Annotated in this window: 18 protein-coding genes; 1 reads left to right on the top strand and 17 read right to left on the bottom strand. The window is 47.5% G+C overall.

All coding sequences use genetic code 11. The features are described 5' to 3' along the window. Window positions 1-8 precede the first annotated feature (8 nt). The 15 genes from carB to PO771_RS06300 all read right to left on the bottom strand — a co-directional run bounded on the left by carB (window position 9) and on the right by PO771_RS06300 (window position 16433). A complete protein-coding gene (gene carB, locus PO771_RS06370) occupies window positions 9-3212 on the bottom strand; it encodes a carbamoyl-phosphate synthase large subunit (RefSeq protein WP_272562436.1) in 3204 nt (1067 codons plus the stop codon). Continuing rightward, window positions 3200-4300, bottom strand: coding sequence for a carbamoyl phosphate synthase small subunit (locus PO771_RS06365; RefSeq protein ID WP_272562435.1), 1101 nt, complete (start codon window positions 4298-4300; stop codon window positions 3200-3202). The genes carB and PO771_RS06365 overlap by 13 nt, the downstream gene beginning before the upstream one ends. Beyond that, window positions 4300-5598, bottom strand: a complete 1299-nt coding sequence (locus tag PO771_RS06360) for a dihydroorotase (protein ID WP_272562434.1) — start codon at window positions 5596-5598, stop codon at window positions 4300-4302. The genes PO771_RS06365 and PO771_RS06360 overlap by 1 nt, the downstream gene beginning before the upstream one ends. Before the next feature lie 202 nt (window positions 5599-5800). Next, window positions 5801-7168, bottom strand: a complete 1368-nt coding sequence (locus PO771_RS06355) for a solute carrier family 23 protein (RefSeq protein ID WP_272562433.1) — start codon at window positions 7166-7168, stop codon at window positions 5801-5803. A 64-nt stretch (window positions 7169-7232) separates the two neighbouring features. After that, a complete protein-coding gene (gene pyrR, locus PO771_RS06350; protein ID WP_272562432.1) occupies window positions 7233-7781 on the bottom strand; it encodes a bifunctional pyr operon transcriptional regulator/uracil phosphoribosyltransferase PyrR in 549 nt (182 codons plus the stop codon). 329 nt (window positions 7782-8110) lie between these two features. After that, window positions 8111-9043 (bottom strand): RluA family pseudouridine synthase, encoded by a 933-nt coding sequence (locus tag PO771_RS06345; RefSeq protein ID WP_272562431.1) that lies wholly within the window; start codon window positions 9041-9043, stop codon window positions 8111-8113. Continuing rightward, window positions 9036-9503, bottom strand: coding sequence for a signal peptidase II (gene lspA / locus PO771_RS06340; protein ID WP_272562430.1), 468 nt, complete (start codon window positions 9501-9503; stop codon window positions 9036-9038). Before lspA ends, PO771_RS06345 begins: the two co-directional genes overlap by 8 nt. Before the next feature lie 79 nt (window positions 9504-9582). Beyond that, window positions 9583-12351, bottom strand: a complete 2769-nt coding sequence (gene ileS / locus PO771_RS06335) for an isoleucine--tRNA ligase (RefSeq protein WP_272562429.1) — start codon at window positions 12349-12351, stop codon at window positions 9583-9585. Window positions 12352-12522: 171 nt separating this feature from the next. After that, a complete protein-coding gene (locus tag PO771_RS06330) occupies window positions 12523-13017 on the bottom strand; it encodes a DivIVA domain-containing protein (protein ID WP_272562428.1) in 495 nt (164 codons plus the stop codon). Between the two features lie 19 nt (window positions 13018-13036). Beyond that, window positions 13037-13810, bottom strand: a complete 774-nt coding sequence (locus tag PO771_RS06325) for a YlmH family RNA-binding protein (RefSeq protein ID WP_272562427.1) — start codon at window positions 13808-13810, stop codon at window positions 13037-13039. Next, complete coding sequence (locus PO771_RS06320) at window positions 13807-14076, bottom strand: YggT family protein (RefSeq protein WP_272562426.1); 270 nt, start codon at window positions 14074-14076, stop codon at window positions 13807-13809. The genes PO771_RS06325 and PO771_RS06320 overlap by 4 nt, the downstream gene beginning before the upstream one ends. Window positions 14077-14089: 13 nt before the next feature. Then, entirely contained in the window at window positions 14090-14533 is a 444-nt protein-coding gene (locus PO771_RS06315) for a cell division protein SepF (protein ID WP_272562425.1), read from the bottom strand. Window positions 14534-14560: 27 nt separating this feature from the next. Beyond that, entirely contained in the window at window positions 14561-15253 is a 693-nt protein-coding gene (locus PO771_RS06310) for a YggS family pyridoxal phosphate-dependent enzyme (RefSeq protein ID WP_272563112.1), read from the bottom strand. Window positions 15254-15271: 18 nt separating this feature from the next. Beyond that, the gene (gene pgeF, locus PO771_RS06305) at window positions 15272-16096 is read right to left on the bottom strand and encodes a peptidoglycan editing factor PgeF (RefSeq protein WP_272562424.1); all 825 of its coding nucleotides are present in this window, start codon (window positions 16094-16096) and stop codon (window positions 15272-15274) included. Window positions 16097-16154: 58 nt separating this feature from the next. After that, window positions 16155-16433 carry a YlmC/YmxH family sporulation protein gene (locus PO771_RS06300; RefSeq protein WP_272562423.1) on the bottom strand — a complete coding sequence of 93 codons (279 nt, stop codon included), beginning with the start codon at window positions 16431-16433 and terminating at the stop codon, window positions 16155-16157. A gap of 177 nt (window positions 16434-16610) precedes the next feature. On the opposite strand from PO771_RS06300, the gene PO771_RS06295 reads away from it, so the two are divergent. Continuing rightward, window positions 16611-17378, top strand: coding sequence for a basic amino acid ABC transporter substrate-binding protein (locus PO771_RS06295; protein WP_272562422.1), 768 nt, complete (start codon window positions 16611-16613; stop codon window positions 17376-17378). A 68-nt stretch (window positions 17379-17446) separates the two neighbouring features. On the opposite strand, the gene sigG is transcribed toward PO771_RS06295, so the two are convergent. Further along, a complete protein-coding gene (gene sigG / locus PO771_RS06290) occupies window positions 17447-18223 on the bottom strand; it encodes an RNA polymerase sporulation sigma factor SigG (protein WP_272562421.1) in 777 nt (258 codons plus the stop codon). Window positions 18224-18337: 114 nt separating this feature from the next. Beyond that, a complete protein-coding gene (gene sigE / locus PO771_RS06285; RefSeq protein ID WP_272562420.1) occupies window positions 18338-19060 on the bottom strand; it encodes an RNA polymerase sporulation sigma factor SigE in 723 nt (240 codons plus the stop codon). Window positions 19061-19068 lie beyond the last annotated feature (8 nt).

Genomic DNA, 19068 nt, shown 5'->3' with positions numbered 1-19068 from the left:
CCCCCTTTTTACTTCGCGTCTTCAAAATGCGGCATTGCTTCTGCTGTAAATGTGATCGTTTCGAGCACTTTGAGAAGTGCGCGTGCAGTGTCGAGTGATGTGAAGCACACCACACCGTTCTCTGCTGCTTCACGACGGATGCGGAAGCCATCACGTGCAGGTAGTTTGCCTTTCGTCAGTGTGTTCAGGACGAAGCTTGCTTCCCCTTCACGAATGATATCGAGCATGTTCGGAGCATCTTCAGTTACTTTGCGAACGTGAGTGACGTTCATTCCTGCTTGCTCCAGGTAATTAGCCGTACCTTCTGTCGCCATGATTTTAAAGCCAAGTACGCTGAAGCCTTTGATGATGTCACATGCTTCTTCTTTGTCTTTATCCGCTACCGTTACAAGCAGTGAGCCGTGTGTCGGGATTTTCATGCCGGATGCGATCAAACCTTTGTACAATGCTTTGGCAAGATTTTTATCGCGGCCCATTACTTCCCCGGTCGATTTCATTTCCGGTCCGAGCGTTGTATCAACTCGGCGCAGTTTCGCAAACGAGAACACCGGTACTTTTACTGATACATAGTCAGACTCTGGATGGTAGCCTGGTGTGTAGCCGAGTTCTGGGATCGTAGACCCTAAAATAATTTTCGTTGCGATGTTTGCCATTGGCAGATTCGTAATTTTACTTAAGAACGGTACGGTACGTGAAGAACGAGGGTTTACTTCCAGCACATATGCTTTGTTCTTATGAATAACGAACTGGATATTCAGCAAGCCTTTGATGTTCAAGCCGCGTGCAATGCGAGTTGTCATATCAATCAGCTCGTCCTTCAATTCCTGAGCAACTGTCTGCGTCGGATAGACCGCAATCGAGTCACCGGAGTGTACACCTGCGCGTTCGATGTGCTCCATAATACCTGGGATGAGAACATTTTCTCCATCGCTAATGCCGTCTACTTCTACCTCTGCACCCATCAAGTACGTATCAACCAGTACCGGATGATCTGGGTTGATTTTAACCGCTTCTTTCATATATGTCAGCAGTTCACTTTCATTATACACGATTTCCATCGCGCGACCGCCAAGTACGTAGGACGGACGAACGAGTACCGGATAGCCGAGTTCGTTCGCAGCTGTGACTGCTGCTTCCACGGACGTAACCGTTTTGCCCGGTGGTTGTGCAATATCGAGCGAGCGCAGCAATTTCTCGAACTTCTCACGGTCTTCCGCCGTGTCGATGCTTTCCAGGTCTGTACCAAGAATTTTGACGCCAGCAGCTTCCAGTCCAGCAGCAAGGTTGATCGCTGTTTGACCGCCGAATTGTACGATAACGCCTTCTGGTTTTTCTTTTTCAATAATGTGCAGTACATCTTCCAAATACAGCGGCTCGAAATACAGACGGTCTGATGTACTGAAGTCTGTCGATACAGTCTCCGGGTTATTGTTTACGATAACCGCTTCATAGCCCATTTCTTTGAGCGCCCATACTGCATGTACAGTCGAGTAGTCGAATTCGATCCCTTGTCCAATCCGGATTGGACCAGAGCCAAGTACGATAACACGCTTTTTGTTTGTTTCTTCACGCTCATCTTCTTCTTCGTATGTGGAGTAGTAGTACGGTGTTGCAGCTTCGAACTCAGCGGCACATGTATCTACCATTTTGTATACCGGTACAAGTCCCGCTTCTTTGCGAGCTGCTGTCACGTCTGCTTCAACCGTACCTGTTAACTCCGCGATGCGGCGATCCGTTAAACCGATACGCTTCGCCTGACGAAGTGTTTCATAGCCTGGGATCTTCGCTTCTTTTTGTAAGCTTGCTTCAAAATTCACGACGTTGCGGAATTTAGCAAGGAAGAAGTAATCGATTTTTGTTAACGCATGAATTTGCTCGTCTGTCATGCCACGACGCATGCCTTCCACGACGAGGAACAGACGCTCGTCGTCCGCTTTCACGAGACGGCGTTCGAGTTCTTCTTGTTCCAATTCTTTTGCTTCGGGCAGGTCAAGGCTGTGCAGTCCAATTTCAAGAGAGCGCACCGCTTTGTGGAGCGATTCTTCGAGTGTACGACCGATGGCCATAACTTCACCTGTTGCTTTCATCTGTGTGCCAAGCTTGCGATTAGCTGAGATGAATTTATCGAATGGCCAGCGTGGGATTTTCGATACGATATAGTCAAGTGTCGGCTCAAAGCAAGCGTATGTTTGCTGGGTAACCGGATTTTTCAGCTCGTCCAGATTGTAGCCAACTGCGATTTTTGCCGCCATTTTGGCAATCGGGTAGCCTGTTGCTTTAGACGCGAGTGCTGATGAACGGCTAACGCGCGGATTTACTTCGATGATGTAGTACTGGAAGCTATCCGGGTCAAGAGCAAGCTGGACGTTACATCCACCCTGAATGTTCAACGCACGAATGATTTTAAGCGATGCAGAGCGCAGCATTTGATACTCACGGTCTGAAATCGTCTGGCTTGGCGCGACAACGATACTGTCGCCTGTATGAATCCCAACCGGGTCGATGTTTTCCATGTTACATACAACAATCGCATTGTCGTTAGCGTCACGCATTACTTCGTATTCAATTTCTTTAAAACCAGCGATGCTTTTCTCAACCAGGCACTGTGTGATCGGGCTGTATTTCAAGCCACTTGCCACAATCTCACGTAGCTCTTCTTCACTAGCTGCGATCCCGCCGCCTGTTCCGCCAAGTGTGTAAGCGGGACGTACGATAATTGGGTAGCCAATCGTTTTCGCGAATGCAACCGCCTCTTCAATGGTATGAATAATGTCGCTCGGTGGAACCGGTTCATTAATTTCTTGCATAAGTGAACGGAACAGTTCACGGTCTTCTGCTTTTTTAATGGCAGTTAAGTCTGTACCAAGCAATTTCACATTTTCTTCTTGCAAAATGCCTGCTTCATCAAGCTCGATCGCAAGGTTCAAACCTGTCTGACCGCCGAGTGTTGCCAGCAGACCATCCGGCTTCTCTTGACGGATGATACGAGCGAGAACATCTTTTGTTAATGGCTCGATGTATACTTTGTCTGCCATATTCGTGTCGGTCATAATCGTTGCCGGGTTGCTGTTTACGAGAATAACTTCAAAGCCTTCTTCTTTCAGGGCCTGGCACGCCTGTGTGCCTGCATAGTCAAATTCAGCGGCCTGGCCGATTACGATCGGACCAGAACCAATTACGAGGATTTTTTTAACGTCTGTTAAGCGCGGCATGATTTTTTGTCCTCCTTCACGAATGTTGCTACGTTCTCTAAGAAACGGTCAAACAGATAGTTCGAATCATATGGGCCCGGTGCTGCTTCCGGGTGGTACTGCACCGAGAAGGCACTGTGTGTTTTATGAGAAAGCCCTTCGACGGTGCCGTCATTGAGGGCGACATGACTAATTTCAAGGTCTGTATTGGCTACTGACTCAATGTTTACGGTGTAGCCATGGTTTTGCGATGTAATGTGCGTACGGCCTGTTGCTAGTTCTTTTACCGGATGGTTGCCGCCGCGATGACCAAATTTCAGTTTCTCTGTATCCGCACCGCAAGCGAGTGCGAACAGCTGATGACCTAAGCAGATACCGAACAGCGGGTATTCCCCTAAGATATTTTGAATCATCTCAATTGCCTGTGGTACGCTTTTCGGATCTCCAGGTCCGTTTGAAAGCAGAATGCCGTCTGGACGAATGCGGCGAATTTCATCAGCTGTAACGTTATATGGCACGACGATCACATCGCAGCCGCGATTTGTCAGTTCACGCAGAATGCCGTATTTAGCACCGAAGTCAACGAGCGCGATGCGTGGACCGCGTCCCGGAACTGGAAACATGTTTTTCGTTGATACGCGAGCCACTTGATCTTCCATTAACGGCTGGTTCATTTTTGCAAGAATGGCTTCCACTGATTCTTCAGATGTTGTGATGATTCCTTTCAGTGTACCGTGCTGACGGATGATGCGAGTCAGCTTGCGAGTATCCACTTCGGAGATACCTGGAATGTTGTATTCTTTAAGCAGATCGTCAATCGTCTGCTCACTGCGCCAGTTATTCGGCACTTCGCAATGCTCACGAACAACGAAGCCATGAACGAACGGACGAATGGATTCAAAATCGTCACGGATGATGCCATAGTTACCAATCATCGGGTATGTCATCGTTACGATTTGTCCGCAATAAGACGGGTCAGATAGTACTTCCTGATAGCCTGTAATTCCTGTATTGAATACAACTTCACCGAACGATTCGCTCGTTGCACCGAATGATTTTCCTTCAAATACGGTTCCGTCTTCAAGTATGAGTCGCGCTTTTACTGTCATTAGTGAACCTCTCCTTTTCCGTTCAGATCATCTGCCTGCCAGGCAATGTTGCCGTCTACCATCGTAAGAACCGGCCAGCCTGCAAGCTTCCAGCCTGTAAATGGTGTGTTATGTCCTTTACTTGCAAATGTTTGCGGATCAACTTCTTTTTCTGTCTCCAGATCAATGACGGTAAGATCAGCAATGGCTCCTTCTTCGATTGTGCCATATGGCAAGTTGAATACGTCTGCTGGCACTTTTGTCATCCGATCGACCACTTCCTGAAGTGTGAACGCTCCGGTCTTCACAAACTTTGTATACATAAGCGGGAACGCTGTTTCCAGTCCGACGATGCCGAACGGAGCAAGTGCCATGCCGCGTTGTTTCTCTTCCGTTGTATGCGGTGCATGGTCCGTTACGATCATATCGATCGTGCCGTCTTTCAATCCTGCCACGAGCGCATCACGGTCACGCTGTGAGCGAAGCGGCGGGTTCATTTTGTAGTTCGCATCATCGCCCGGAATGTCTTCATCACACAGAATTAAGTGGTGCGGACATACTTCTGCTGTTACTTTTACGCCGCGCTGCTTCGCATCGCGCACAAGGCGTACACCATCTGCTGTACTGATGTGGCAAATATGATAGTGAGCACCCGTTGCTTCCGCGAGGATAATATCGCGACCGATGTGAATCGTTTCTGCTTCAGACGGAATTCCTTTTAGCCCTTGCTTCTCGCTGAACACGCCTTCGTGAACACAGCCGCCTTCAATCAGGCTATCATCTTCACAATGCGCCACGATTGGCAGGCCGAGTTCGACTGCGATGTGCATCGCATCTTTCATCATTTTGCTTGACTGTACGCCTACTCCGTCATCAGAGAGGGCAACTACACCCGCCTCTTTTAATGCCGCCATATCTGTCAGCTCTTTACCAAGCTCACGCACGGAGATCGCACCCATCGGCAGTACGCGAACGCTGCCTTCCTCTTCTGCTTTTTTGAGGATGAGTTCAACCGTATCCGGTGTATCGATAACCGGGCGCGTGTTTGGCATGCACGCTACTGTTGTGAAACCGCCGCGTGCCGCCGCTGCGGTTCCAGTCGCAATCGTTTCTTTCGCCTCAAAACCTGGTTCACGCAGATGGACATGCATATCGATGAAGCCTGGTGTAATAAGCTTGCCGGATACGTCTATAACTTTGTACTCTGCCTCTTCAATCTGAGGCGCAATTTTGATGATTTTATTTCCTGCTACCAGAACGTCCAACGCTACGATTTCTCCGTTAACTAACAGCTTTCCGTTTTTTAGAATGGTTCCCATATCGATCACTCTCCTAAATGTTAGTATGCAGCAAAACAGGGCTTCCTACCTGTGCGAAGGTAAGAAGCCCTGTGTGATGAGGCAAGCATTGCATAGCTCTTCTATCCTACCAGACAGGAGGGCTGTGGCTTGCTTGCAGTTTTGCATTTCATCGTTCACGGCATCCTTACCAGACTCACAGGACTGTTTTAAAGGATTACATTTATGACACTTGCTTATGAAGTTCGGCAACAGATTCACCGAATGCCACTTCTTTATTCGGCAGAATCGCATGCAGGAATATACCAAGAATAGTCGCCATCGCAATATTATCAATGGTCAGGTGAGCCAAGAAATTGCTGAATTGAATTTCATGGAAGTCCATTCTAAACCCACCAATTCCAGTTACTAGCACAATCGCTGAGATGACCATGTTTCGTTTGTGAGCAAAATCGATTTTATGCTCGACATACATCCGCATCCCTTGTGCGGCAATAATCCCGAACAGTACAACCGTTACCCCACCGAGTACCGGATGAGGAATTGTCATAAGGAATGCGCCAATCTTACCAACGAAGGCGAAGATGATCGCCAGTACGGCTGCCCCACCGATTACTACGCGGCTGTACACTTTCGTGATCGCCAGTACACCCATATTTTCGCCATATGTGGTGCTCGGTGGTCCACCAAGGAAAGAAGCCAGCATGATCGCAACCCCATCCCCAAGCAGGGAGCGGTGCAAACCTGGATCACGCATTAGGTCACGCTTCATGATGTTTGATGTAACAAGTAGGTGACCAAGATGCTCGGCCAGTGTTACAAATGCAACTGGTGCAACAATCAGTGCGGCAAGCCAGGCAGAAGATGATGTGAAGGCATCAAGTACCTGCCCGGTCACAAAGTGCTTATTCATCCACATACTCGGTGTCACAAACCATGGTGCTTCATGAACTTTTGTCATATCGATCCACTCTGGAGTGCGCAGTGCTGCATAAGCATATCCAACAATCATCCCGGTAAGAATCGGGATTACTGATAAAAATCCTCGAAAGAAAATCATCGCAATAACAGTTGTAAACATCGTAACGGCTGCAATTTCAATCGCTTTAAGCGAGTAAACCGGTTTGGCAGCTGTTGATAGAACCGGATCGTTAACGGCCCAGCCAATCGCAACACCGGAAAGACTTAACCCGATCACCACAATAATCGAAGCAATAACAACCGGTGGAAGCAAGCGGTTCAACCAGTTAACCCCGGATACTTTGACAATTAGGGCCACGATCAGATAGAGGACGCCTGCGAGCATACAGCCTAGCATGGCAGCTCCAATTCCCTGACTTTTCATCACCGTCATGATCGGTCCGATAAAGGCGAAGGAAGAACCGAGATAGTTCGGCAGTTTTCCTTTCGTAATGAACAGGAACAATAACGTTCCAAGTCCGCTGGTCAACAGGGCTACAGATACATCCAGGCCCGTAATCAGCGGGACAAGTACTGTTGCGCCAAACATGGCGAACAAGTGCTGCAAACTAAGTGGCAACAGCTTGTGCAGTGCCGGTGTCTCATGTACATCTACAAAATCTTTTTTCATATTGTTTCATTTGCTCCTTCCCTTACGGATCTCACAGAATCCGCTTAAAGGTGTTCTGTTAATCTTATACTTTTTCCATAATGGCTACGCGTTCGCATCCATCTACTTCTGCCAGTTCCACAACGATCATCTCTTCTTTCGAAGTCGGCACGTTCTTGCCCACATAATCGGGGCGAATCGGCAATTCACGATGACCACGATCAACCAGCACTGCCAGTTGAATCATTTGTGGACGTCCGGCATCCATAATGGCATCAAGCGCGGCCCGGACGGTGCGTCCGGTATAGAGCACATCATCGACAAGAATGACTTTTTTGTCCGTGACATCTTCTGTGATGTGGCTCCCGTTCACAACCGGCTGTTCCACCTTGTGTGACAGGTCATCTCGATACAGTGTGATGTCGAGTTCTCCTACTGCGATGTGCTCTCCCTCAATCTGATAAATCCGCTCGGCTAATCGCTCTGCAATGTAAATGCCGCGCGTGCGAATTCCGATCAGAATGCAGTCATTCACACCTTTGTTGCGCTCGAGAATCTCGTGTGCAATGCGTGTCAGCGCCCGGCGCATGGCTGGTTCATCGAGCAGGACGTTTTTTTCTTTCCACTCGCTCACGCTATCTTCTCCTTTGTCGTTCAGTTTAGTTTGCCCATAACTTATGCAAGTGACACAAAAAAGAGCTTGCTGCGGGTGGCAGCAAGCTCTTTTGCGCGTGACACAGCTCAGAATATAGTCTATATACATAGACCATCTCTGTATCGTGTGCCGGACGCATCCGGTTTCCTTGCCAGCCTCACAGGACTGAATTAAAGGTTTCTTTGTGGTTAAAACAATTATGCCATGGGATAGGCAAGCTGTCAACAACAAAGTCATTGGGTGAGGATGGCGATCAACAAAGTGTAGCCGACGGAGGCAAAGACACTTTGTTTACCGATTCTTATCTATTATAACTGCCGAACGTGTGCTAAAAGCTGCTCCATGTCTTCTGGAAGCAGCGCTTCGAATTCGAGGCGCTCGCCGGTTGTTGGGTGAGTGAAGCCAAGGGCACGGGCGTGCAGAGCCTGGCCGTCGATTGGCAGTTCGCTTTTCGGGCCGTATTTTGGATCACCGACAAGTGGATAGCCAATGTACTTCATATGCACACGAATTTGATGCGTGCGGCCTGTCTCTAGTTTCAACTCAACGAGCGTATGGTCTTTCATACGCTCCAGCACCACAAAATGGGATACAGCAGGTTTGCTGTTCTCAAATACGACCGCCATCTGCTGGCGATTTTTTGGATCGCGACCAATTGGTGCATCAATGGTTCCTTTTTCATGACCGATCACACCGTGTACAAGTGCCACATAGCGGCGAGTTACTGTATGGTCTTTCAACTGCTGGGCGAGTGACTCATGCGCTTTATCATTTTTCGCCACCATTAATAAACCGGACGTATCTTTATCGATCCGGTGGACAATCCCCGGACGCATTACACCGTTAATGCCGGATAGGTCTTTGCAGTGTGCAAGCAATCCGTTCACTAGCGTGCCGCTGTAATGCCCTGGTGCAGGGTGAACCACGAGGCCACGCGGTTTGTTCACGACGACTACATCACTGTCTTCATAAACAATGTCAAGATCCATCGGCTCACCCGCAATATCCATCTCGCGAGCAGGTGGTACCCGCAGCACAACCTCATCATCTTCTTTTAAACGGTAGCTGCCTTTCACAGCCTTTCCATTTACAGAAACGAGGCCGTCTTTAAGCCAGCCTTGTAGTTGACTGCGCGACCAGCCTTCCTCCTGAACCCCGGTTAGAAATTTATCAATCCGCTCCCCGGTATCTGCTGGGTCTACCGTCCAATCATACAACTCATAACGCTGTTTGTTATCCATTCATTCTCTCCTGTCGCTGTCCTATCATATCGCGTATTACATCCAGAATAAACAATCCAACCCCAATCACAATCGCTGAATCCGCCACGTTAAAGATTGGGTAGTGAATCAGCGTGAAATCAAAGAAATCAACGACTTCACCTGTCAGCAGACGATCATAAAAATTACCGACCGCCCCACCTAAAATTAGCGCAAGTGCCAATGCAAGCAGTTTGCTTTCTTGCATTATCTTACGCATATACCAAATAATACCGATAATAATCACTATCGTAATAACGATAAAAAACACTCGCCGATTCTGCAAAATCCCAAAGGCTGCTCCCCGATTGCGGTGTGAAGTCAAATTAAACACACCTTCCCAAATCGGAATGGACTCACCGATGTTCATGCTTTTGACAATCAGCCACTTCGTTCCCTGGTCAATAAGAAAGACCACTAGCGCGATCATATAATATAACATTCTCGCACACTCCTTCACTTTATGTGCAGAAAAAAGGAGGAAAAAAACGTCTTTTCCCCCTCGTTTCTCTCTTTATTTATTATGCGTGTTCATCCGCTACAACCGTCGCACAACGTGGGCACAATGTTGGGTGCTCCGCGTCCTGGCCAACTTCCGGTGTGATGATCCAGCAGCGTTCGCATTTCTCACCGTCTGCTGGTTGAACCACAACTTTCAATCCTTCAAGTGCTACTGCATGATCCGGTGCTGCCTCACCTGCTGTATGCAGTTCTACATGAGATGCAATGAGTAGTTCAGGCAGTGCTCCCGCTACTGGTGCAAGTGCTTCCGCTACAGATGCATCTGGATAAATGGCAACCGACGCCGCAAGCGACTGACCGATTACTTTATCACGGCGTGCTTCTTCAAGCGCCTTGAGTATCTCATCACGAATCTCGACAATGCGGTCCCATTTCGCTTCGAGCGCATCATCGAATACGTTTGTTTGTACATCCGGCATGTCTGTCAGTTGTACACTGATCACATCAGTGCCCGGAATGTATTTCCACACCTCATCCGCTGTATGTGGGATGATCGGCGTAAGCAGACGAACAAGATCAAACAGGATCGTATACATAACCGTCTGCGCTGAGCGGCGGCGCACATCCTTACTCGCATCTGCATACAGACGATCTTTAGAAATATCAAGATAGAGTGCACTCAACTGCACTGTGCAGAAATTATGAATCGTATGGTACACCGTATGGAACTGGTATTCATCATACGCTTTGCGCACTTTTTCAATGACATGTTGGTTTTTAATCATCATATAACGATCCAACTCGTCCATGTCAGCAATCGGCACAAGATCTGTTGCTGGATCGAAACCTTCCAGATTGCTCAACAGGAAGCGGAATGTGTTACGGATTTTGCGGTATGTTTCCGCAATTTGCTTCAGAATTCCATCAGAAATCCGCACGTCCGCCTGATAATCCGCTGACGATACCCAAAGACGGAGGATATCGGCACCAAGCTGATCCGCGATTTTTTGCGGTGCAATTACATTTCCAACCGATTTCGACATTTTGCGGCCTTCGCCATCAAGGGTAAAGCCGTGGCTTAATACGCCTTTGTACGGAGCCTGCCCGTATACAGCTACTGATGTAGACAGTGACGAGTTGAACCAGCCACGGTATTGGTCAGAACCCTCAAGATACAGATCCGCTGGCCAGGCCAGTTCTTCACGCTCACGCAGAACCGCTTCATGGCTTGAACCGGAGTCAAACCATACATCCATAATGTCTGTTTCTTTGCGGAAATGTGCACCTCCGCATTTCGGACACGCAGTTCCTTGCGGCATTAACTCTTCCACTTCGCGTGCGAACCATGCAGATGAACCTTCGCGGCGGAATAAGTCAGAGATATGGTCAATCGTTGTATCATTAATGATCGGCTCATTACAATCACGGCAGTAGAAGATCGGAATCGGCACACCCCATACACGCTGACGGGAAATACACCAGTCTCCCCGGTCTGCGATCATGTTGTGCAGGCGTTGTTCGCCCCAGTGCGGTACCCATTTCACCTGTTTGATTGCTTCAAGCATCTGCTCACGGAAGCCATCAATCGATGCGAACCACTGCTCTGTCGCCCGGAAAATGATCGGCTGCTTCGAACGCCAGTCATGCGGGTACGAGTGGGTAATCGTATTTTTATGAAGCAGCGCACCTGCTTCTGTCAGCTTCTCCAGTACAACCGGATTAGCTTTCTCATAGAACATACCTTCAAAGCCCGGTGCTTCTTTCGTCATCATACCGCGCTCATCAACCGGACATAATACATCCAGACCGTACTTCTGACCAATGTTAAAGTCATCTTCCCCATGTCCTGGTGCAGTATGTACACAACCCGTACCAGCATCAAGTGTTACGTGTTCACCCGGCAGAAGCGGGGATTTGCGGTCGTATAACGGATGACGGCAAACAACACCTTGCAGTTCTGCGCCCGTAAACGTGTGAACAGTCTCAACATTTTCCCAGCCGATTGTTTTCGCTACAGTATCCAGCAAGCCGGATGCCACAAGGAAGCGACCCGCCTCTGTTTGAACGAGTGAATATTCTAAATCCGGATGAATCGCGATTGCCAGGTTAGCCGGAATCGTCCACGGGGTTGTTGTCCAGATGACTACCTTGTCGCCTTCTGCAAGCTTCCCGTTTCCTTCTACAACCGGAAATGCCACATAGATCGAAGTTGATTGTTTGTCTTTGTATTCAATTTCTGCTTCTGCCAGTGCAGTTTCAGAAGACGGCGACCAGTAAACAGCTTTCAATCCTTTATAAATATAGCCTTTTTTCGCCATTTCGCCGAATATTTTAATTTGACGCGCTTCATATTCTGGCTTCAGCGTGATATATGGATTTGCCCAGTCGCCACGAATACCAAGACGCTGGAACTGACCTTTTTGCTTTTCTACATAGCTATATGCATACTCGGTGCAGCGCTCACGGAATTCGACGACGCCGACTTTATGACGGTCAATTTTTTCATTTTTAATGATCGCATGCTCAATCGGCAGGCCGTGTGTATCCCAGCCTGGCACGTACGGTGCATCAAAACCGGCCATTGATTTGTAGCGAACAATCATATCTTTAATAACTTTATTCAGTGCGTGACCGATATGAATATCGCCGTTCGCATACGGAGGTCCGTCATGCAGAATAAATTTCGGACGGCCTTTTGTACGCTCCTGCACTTTCGCATACATATCCTGTTCGTCCCACCATGCCTGCACCTGTGGCTCTCGTGTTGGCAAATTGCCGCGCATCGGGAACTCCGTTTTCGGCAGATTCAGCGTCTTGCTATAATCCATCTTTCGTTCAACTCCTAGGCTATATAGTGTCTTACTCTATCAAAAAGAGCCTTCTCAAGTCCGGCAAGACGGGACGAGAAGGCCTTTTAATACAATCCCTGAAAAAGCGCGGTGTATGTTCCAAAGTATAGAACAGTCATACCCTCGCGTCAACCTGTGTCGTACCGCGGTTTACTCCTCTACCGGGCTTACCAGTTCGTCTTCGATCTTCTCGAAATTCTCCCAATCACCCGCGTCCAGCATCTCAAGCTGTGCTTCCAGCATGGAACGAAAACGCATCCGATAAACAGAGGCGCGGCGCTTCAGTTCATCAATCTCGGATACAAGCTTGCGGGATTTAGCCAGGGCGTCATTAATGAGACGATCCGCATTCTTTTCTGCTTCCTTCACAATTAGCTGTGCTTCCTTACGCGCATTCACTTTCAGTTCGTCAGCTGCTTCTTGGGCCATAACAAGTGATTTCTTTAACGTCTCTTCAATATTAGCAAACTGGGACAGCTTCTCATTTAGCGTTCCCACGCGCTCTTCCAACTGTCGTTTTTCCTTGAGCAGCATATCAAACTCTTTAATAATTTGATCGAGAAATTCATTTACCTGATCTTCATCATACCCGCGGAATACCCGACTAAACTCTTTATTATGGATATCTAGTGGTGTCAGTGACACAACAGGCACCTCCTTCTTCTTATTCAACAATATCGATTTCAATTCGAATACGCCCTTTTTTCGTCTCGCCACCCACTTCTGCTACGCGAAAGCGGCCAAATCCTTTGAAAGAAACAACATCTCCTGCGACAAGCCGAAACGAAGGGTCATTTACTTCACGCCAATTGACGCGAGCACGCCCGTTTTGAATCGGGGTCAGTACCTTCGCACGTGAGAGCCGATATACATCTCCGATAATCGCATCAAGGCGCGGCGACTGTACCGTAAACGTGGTCCGACGAAATGTTTGTGGTGGCACACGTACAGCGGTGATCGGCACTTCTTCGATCCGCACATGAATGCGGTGTACCTGCGTCATATGTATTCGTATATAATCGACAATCTCACGGGCCACGATAAGCTGAGCACCCTCTTCATGTACGAGAATATCTCCAAACTTGTCCCGCTTAATGCCAAGCCCAATGAGCGCCCCCAGATAATCACGATGTGCAAGTGTAAGGAACTGGTTCGTTCCCTGAACCTGCAAGACTGCGACTCCGAATTCATCCGGTTCTGGTTCCATATATTCCGGGTGCAAAACGATACGCGTCCGCTCTGCTCCTTCATATCCACCATCTTCTGCTATGTATACACCCGGCTCTCGCCCGGCAAGGGAGCGGACAATAAACGCCTGCCGCGGGTCAAGAAAGTCGGTATGGATTCGTTCATACCGATCCCGCACACGCGCGGCCCACTCCTCCACCCTTTCTGCAAACGGGCGCTCTTCCGGCCGAAAATGATCATATAAACTCATAATGTCACAAACTTATCAATGATGCTCATCAACCCACTCTGGGCAAATTGAAGTGCAATAAGCGCAACAATCGGTGAGATATCAATCACACCAAGCGGTGGAATAAATCGTCGGAAAATCTCTAAATATGGCTCAACAAGTTTGCCTAATATTTCTCCCAACGATGTCTCCCGTACCTGCGGAACCCATGACATCAAAATATACACAATGATCATGAAATAGTAAATCTTAAAAGCTAGCGGTATAAAATTTAAAACCTGCTCCATTTTCTCACCTCAACTACGTACGTTCATCAAACATCATTTCTGTAATATTCCCTTGCATCTCCATATTTTCCGGAAGACATAAAAACGTTTTATGTCCAACACGCTGAATGGTGCCATTAATGGCGTAGACGGTTCCTCCAAGAAAATCAATAATCCGCTTCGCTTGTTCATTCGGCACTCGCTGCAAGTTAATCACAACCCCACGGCGCGAACATAAGTGATCAGAAATGTCCTGCACTTCTTCATATGACTTCGGCTCTACCAGCACGAGGCGAGGCGACTGCTCTTTGACGGCGTGCAGGCTGACAACATTGTTTCCGCTCGCCGCACGGGATTTACGCGCTGGCTTAGCATATTCTTCTTCGTCTTCGTAGTCCGGCTCCTCGATAATCTCCTCATACACTTCCGGTTCGCCGTTCAGTCCGAAAAACTCTTTAAGCTTGTTTACAACGCCCATCGTTCATCGCTCTCCTTTGCTTAGCATTTATTCACGTTCATCACCGACAAGCGTGGAACCGAGTCGAATGAATGTCGCGCCTTCTTCCACGGCGATCTCATAATCATTAGACATTCCCATACTTAGATGCGTAAGCGACGCATTTGGAATATTTTGTTCCTGCAAGCGGTCACGCAGTTCACGTAAGCCCCGAAATACAGGCCTAGTCTCTTCAGGATTTTCCGTATAAGGTGCCATCGTCATGAGGCCAATTACTTCAAGATGTGTAAGATCTTGTACAGCATGCAAAAAGTCAGACGCTTCCTCTGGAGAGAGTCCATTTTTAGACTCTTCTCCTGAAATATTCACCTGCAAAAAGCATTTCGTTGTTACGCCTGCTGCCGACCCACGCTTATTGAGTTCTTGTGCAAGTGACAGACGATCCAGGGAATGGACATATGGAAAGCGTCCGATCATCTCCCGCACCTTATTCGTCTGTAGATGACCGATAAAATGCCACACTGCCGCATCTGCGCCAAGCGCGTTCCACTTCGGAATAGCATCCTGCGTCCGGCTTTCGCCAAGATGACGAATTCCTGCTTTTACTGCCGCCTGCGTTGTCGCAAGCGACACATACTTCGTTACTGCTACAATTTCTACGTCTTCCGGTGAACGATTGACGCGTACACACGCCTGTGCAATGCGTTCACGAACATGCCGGAGATTGCATTCGATATCCATATATGCCAACGTACTTCCTTACCCCTCTTTCAACGCAATGAACGCGGTCATTCGCCCTGTTTTCCCTGCTTCTTTTCGATGCGAGAAGAACAAGTCCGTGCGACAACTCGTACATAAATGACTGACTTCGATATGCTCTGGCAAAATTCCTGCTGCGAGAAGTAAAATTCGATTTGTTTCTTGTAAATTCAACATATATTTCCCGTCATCTTTCGCCTTTAGCACCTGTTCCGCACGCGATGCTAGGACATCCTGTACCCGATTTGCCACTACATCATTTACTTCATAACAACATGACCTGATTGACGGACCAATCGCTGCATAAATCTCTTCCGGTGCAATCTGCCATCGCTCACCCATCTGCCGCACCATCTCAGCGCCAATGTTTGCTACCGTTCCCTTCCAGCCCGCATGTGCAACCCCGATCACACGGTGGCTCGGCGCATAAAAAAACAACGGCACACAATCTGCATAAAACGACGCCAGAAATATACCCGCATGCTCCGTTAGCAGTCCATCTGTGTCCTTGATCGCCTCGTCATGTGCAAGACGCCCCGTACCGCGTGTCTCTGCCTCCACAATATGCACCGCACCGCCATGCACCTGCTCGGCGCACGTCCATGCTGCAAAGTCAAACCCATTGGCTTCTGCCAGCAGACGACGATTCTCTCTTACAGCATCTCCATCATCCCCAACATGCAAACCACAGTTCAAACTTGTATAATATCCGCTGCTCGTTCCACCATTTCGCGTAGAAAACCCTGCGACCAGCTCCGGCCACCTTGCTTCCCAATTGATCAAGCGGAGAGCGGTTTCCTCATCCTGTAAACCGAACGGTTCCATCGTCTCCCTCCTTATATACTGAATCTTATCATTGTGTGATGTATAAGAAAAGGAAAGGTTATGACAAATGTTCCCCCGGTTTGGCTGCAATTGGTACATCATCCATTCGTACTAGAATAACATCACGCCCGATTTTTACAATATTGCGCCATGGAATCGTAATGTCCTCACCTCCGCCAAAAAAGCCGAAAAATTTTCCATTTCCCTTGCCCGGTACAACAATCGCTTCGACCCGCCCAACCTGCAAGTTAATTTCAAGATCCGTTACCTGGCCCAGGTTTTTGCCGTCTACCACGTTCACGACATCCTTTTCCTGGAACTCAGAAATCTTAATCATCTGCTCCACCCCATTCTTCGTCTTCAGCCTATTTTGTACTGCTAGTATATGTTCAAATTTTACGAAATGTCCTAAAAGTGCGTTTTGTCCCAAATCCCTTGTCAGAATAAAATTCGATTTGTATACTTATCGACATACGTTTATAAATAAACAATGTAAAGCAGGAGGAACTCATAGATGAAGAAAAAATGGACGGCCCTTCTCATCGCTATGCTCGCCCTGACAGTATTCGCTGTTGGCTGTGGCAGCAAGGGAGACGGCCAGGCAGCTAACAAAATTGTCGTAGGTACAGACGCATCCTTCCCTCCGTTTGAATCTCTCACTCCAGACGGTAAACCGGAAGGCTTCGATATTGATCTCATCAACGCTATCGCCAAGTCACAAAAACTCGATATTGAAGTGAAGCACGTTGGCTGGGACCCAATGATGGCTGGCCTTGAGAATGATTCAATCAAAGCAGGTATTGCGGGCATTACAATGAACGACGATCGAAAAAAACAATTTGATTTCACAGATCCGTATTTTACAGCTAAGCAATCTATCCTCATCAAAAATTCAGTAACAAATGTAAATACAATTGCTGACCTGAAAGGCAAAAAAATCGGCGTTCAATCCGGTACAACTGGTCAAACAGTTGTGGAAGATAAGTTTGGTAAAGGATACACAGGATTAAAAGGCTTCGATGATATTGCCAGCGCAATTGATGATATGAAAAATGGACGTATTGATGCAGTTGTAGCTGATAACGCGGTAATTAAAAAGTTTAAAGAACAGCTTCATCTCGATGATGTAAAAATCGTAGAAGATAAAACAATCAATCAAGAACAATACGGCATCGCAGTTAAAAAAGGTAACAAAGAGTTGCTTGATAAACTCAACCAAGGTCTTAAAGCTGTAAAAGCAGATGGCACATATGACAAGATTTATGCAAAATACTTCAAATAAATAAGTGAAAAGAGTCCGTATTCCCTCAAAGGGAGCGGACTCTTTTCACTTATTTACGTATGTTATTTTTACTGTACATGCTTATGCATTTGTGAAATTGCTGCTTTCTCCAAGCGCGACACTTGTGCTTGCGAGATGCCGATTTCGTCCGCGACTTCCATCTGGGTTTTTCCTTCAAAGAAGCGCATCGATAAAATCATTTTCTCCCGCTCACTTAGACGACGCATCGCCTCACGAAGGGCAATCTCTTCTGTCCACTGGCTGTCCTTGTTCCGCTCGTCACTAATCTGATCCATGACAAAAATCGGATCACCACCATCCTGATAAATCGGCTCAAACAATGATACCGGGTCTTGAATGGCATCAAGTGCAAACACCACATCTTCCTTTGGCACATTGAGCACTTCCGATATTTCATGAATGGTTGGTTCGCGTGAATTTTTGTTAGTCAACGTATCACGTACTTGCAATGCCTTGTACGCAATGTCGCGCAGTGAGCGGGAGACGCGAATAGGATTGTTGTCCCGCAAATACCGGCGAATCTCTCCAATAATCATCGGAACCGCATACGTTGAAAACTTGACATTCTGGCTCAAATCAAAGTTATCAATGGCTTTCATTAGCCCAATACAGCCAACCTGAAACAAGTCATCAACGTATTCTCCACGATTGTTGAAGCGCTGGATCACGCTTAACACCAGGCGTAAGTTGCCATTTACTAATTGCTCTCTTGCTGTGTATTCTCCGCTCTGCAGCCTCGCAAACAAATCCCTCATCTGCACATTCGTCAGTACGGGAAGCTTAGCTGTATCTACGCCGCAGATTTCTACCTTGTTACGTGTCACGTATGTTTCCCTCCTGATGGAGCCAGCGTTACAGATAAGTATCTCCGCCAGGGGAAAAATTATGCAGGACAATCGTGAGACTGTCGCTTCCGAATTGCCCTGCAATTCACACGTTTACAGCATCTTATTAAACTCTTTTTGCAGCCGTTTGATAATACGCTTCTCAAGACGTGAGATGTATGACTGAGAAATTCCAAGAATATCAGCTACATCTTTCTGCGTTTTCTCCTCTTCTCCATTTAGCCCGAATCTCATCTCCATAATCACACGCTCACGCGCACTCAGCTTATTAAGCGCCTTATACAGCAGCTTCTTGTCTACCTGCTCCTCAAGATCACGGTAAATAATATCATTCTCTGTTCCTAGCACATCAGAGAGCAATAATTCATTGCCGTCCCAGTCAATATTTAGCGGCTCGTCAAACGATACTTCTGATTTTATTTTGCTGTTGCGACGCAAAAACATCAAAATCTCATTTTCAATACAGCGCGATGCATACGTAGCCAGCTTGATTTTCTTCTCAGGATCGAAAGTATTGACCGCTTTAATTAAGCCGATTGTACCAATGCTGACCAGATCTTCAATATTAATGCCTGTGTTCTCAAATTTACGAGCAATGTACACAACAAGTCGTAAATTACGCTCAATGAGTATCGAACGAATCGCCGGATCATTCGTATGCAGACGACCCAGCAAATATTCTTCTTCTTCCCGATTTAAAGGTGGTGGCAGCGCTTCGCTACCTCCGATATAATGTACTTCTTCTGTGCGAGTACCAAGCCGTATAAGCAGGCGGTACCACCACAATTGAACAACAAGTCGCAGCTTGACCATCATTATGCTTC

This window comes from Aneurinibacillus uraniidurans (assembly GCF_028471905.1).
Taxonomy (GTDB): domain Bacteria; phylum Bacillota; class Bacilli; order Aneurinibacillales; family Aneurinibacillaceae; genus Aneurinibacillus; species Aneurinibacillus uraniidurans.
The sequence above is the reverse complement of the archived record's forward strand: the minus strand, read 5'-3'. Positions and strand labels throughout refer to the sequence as shown.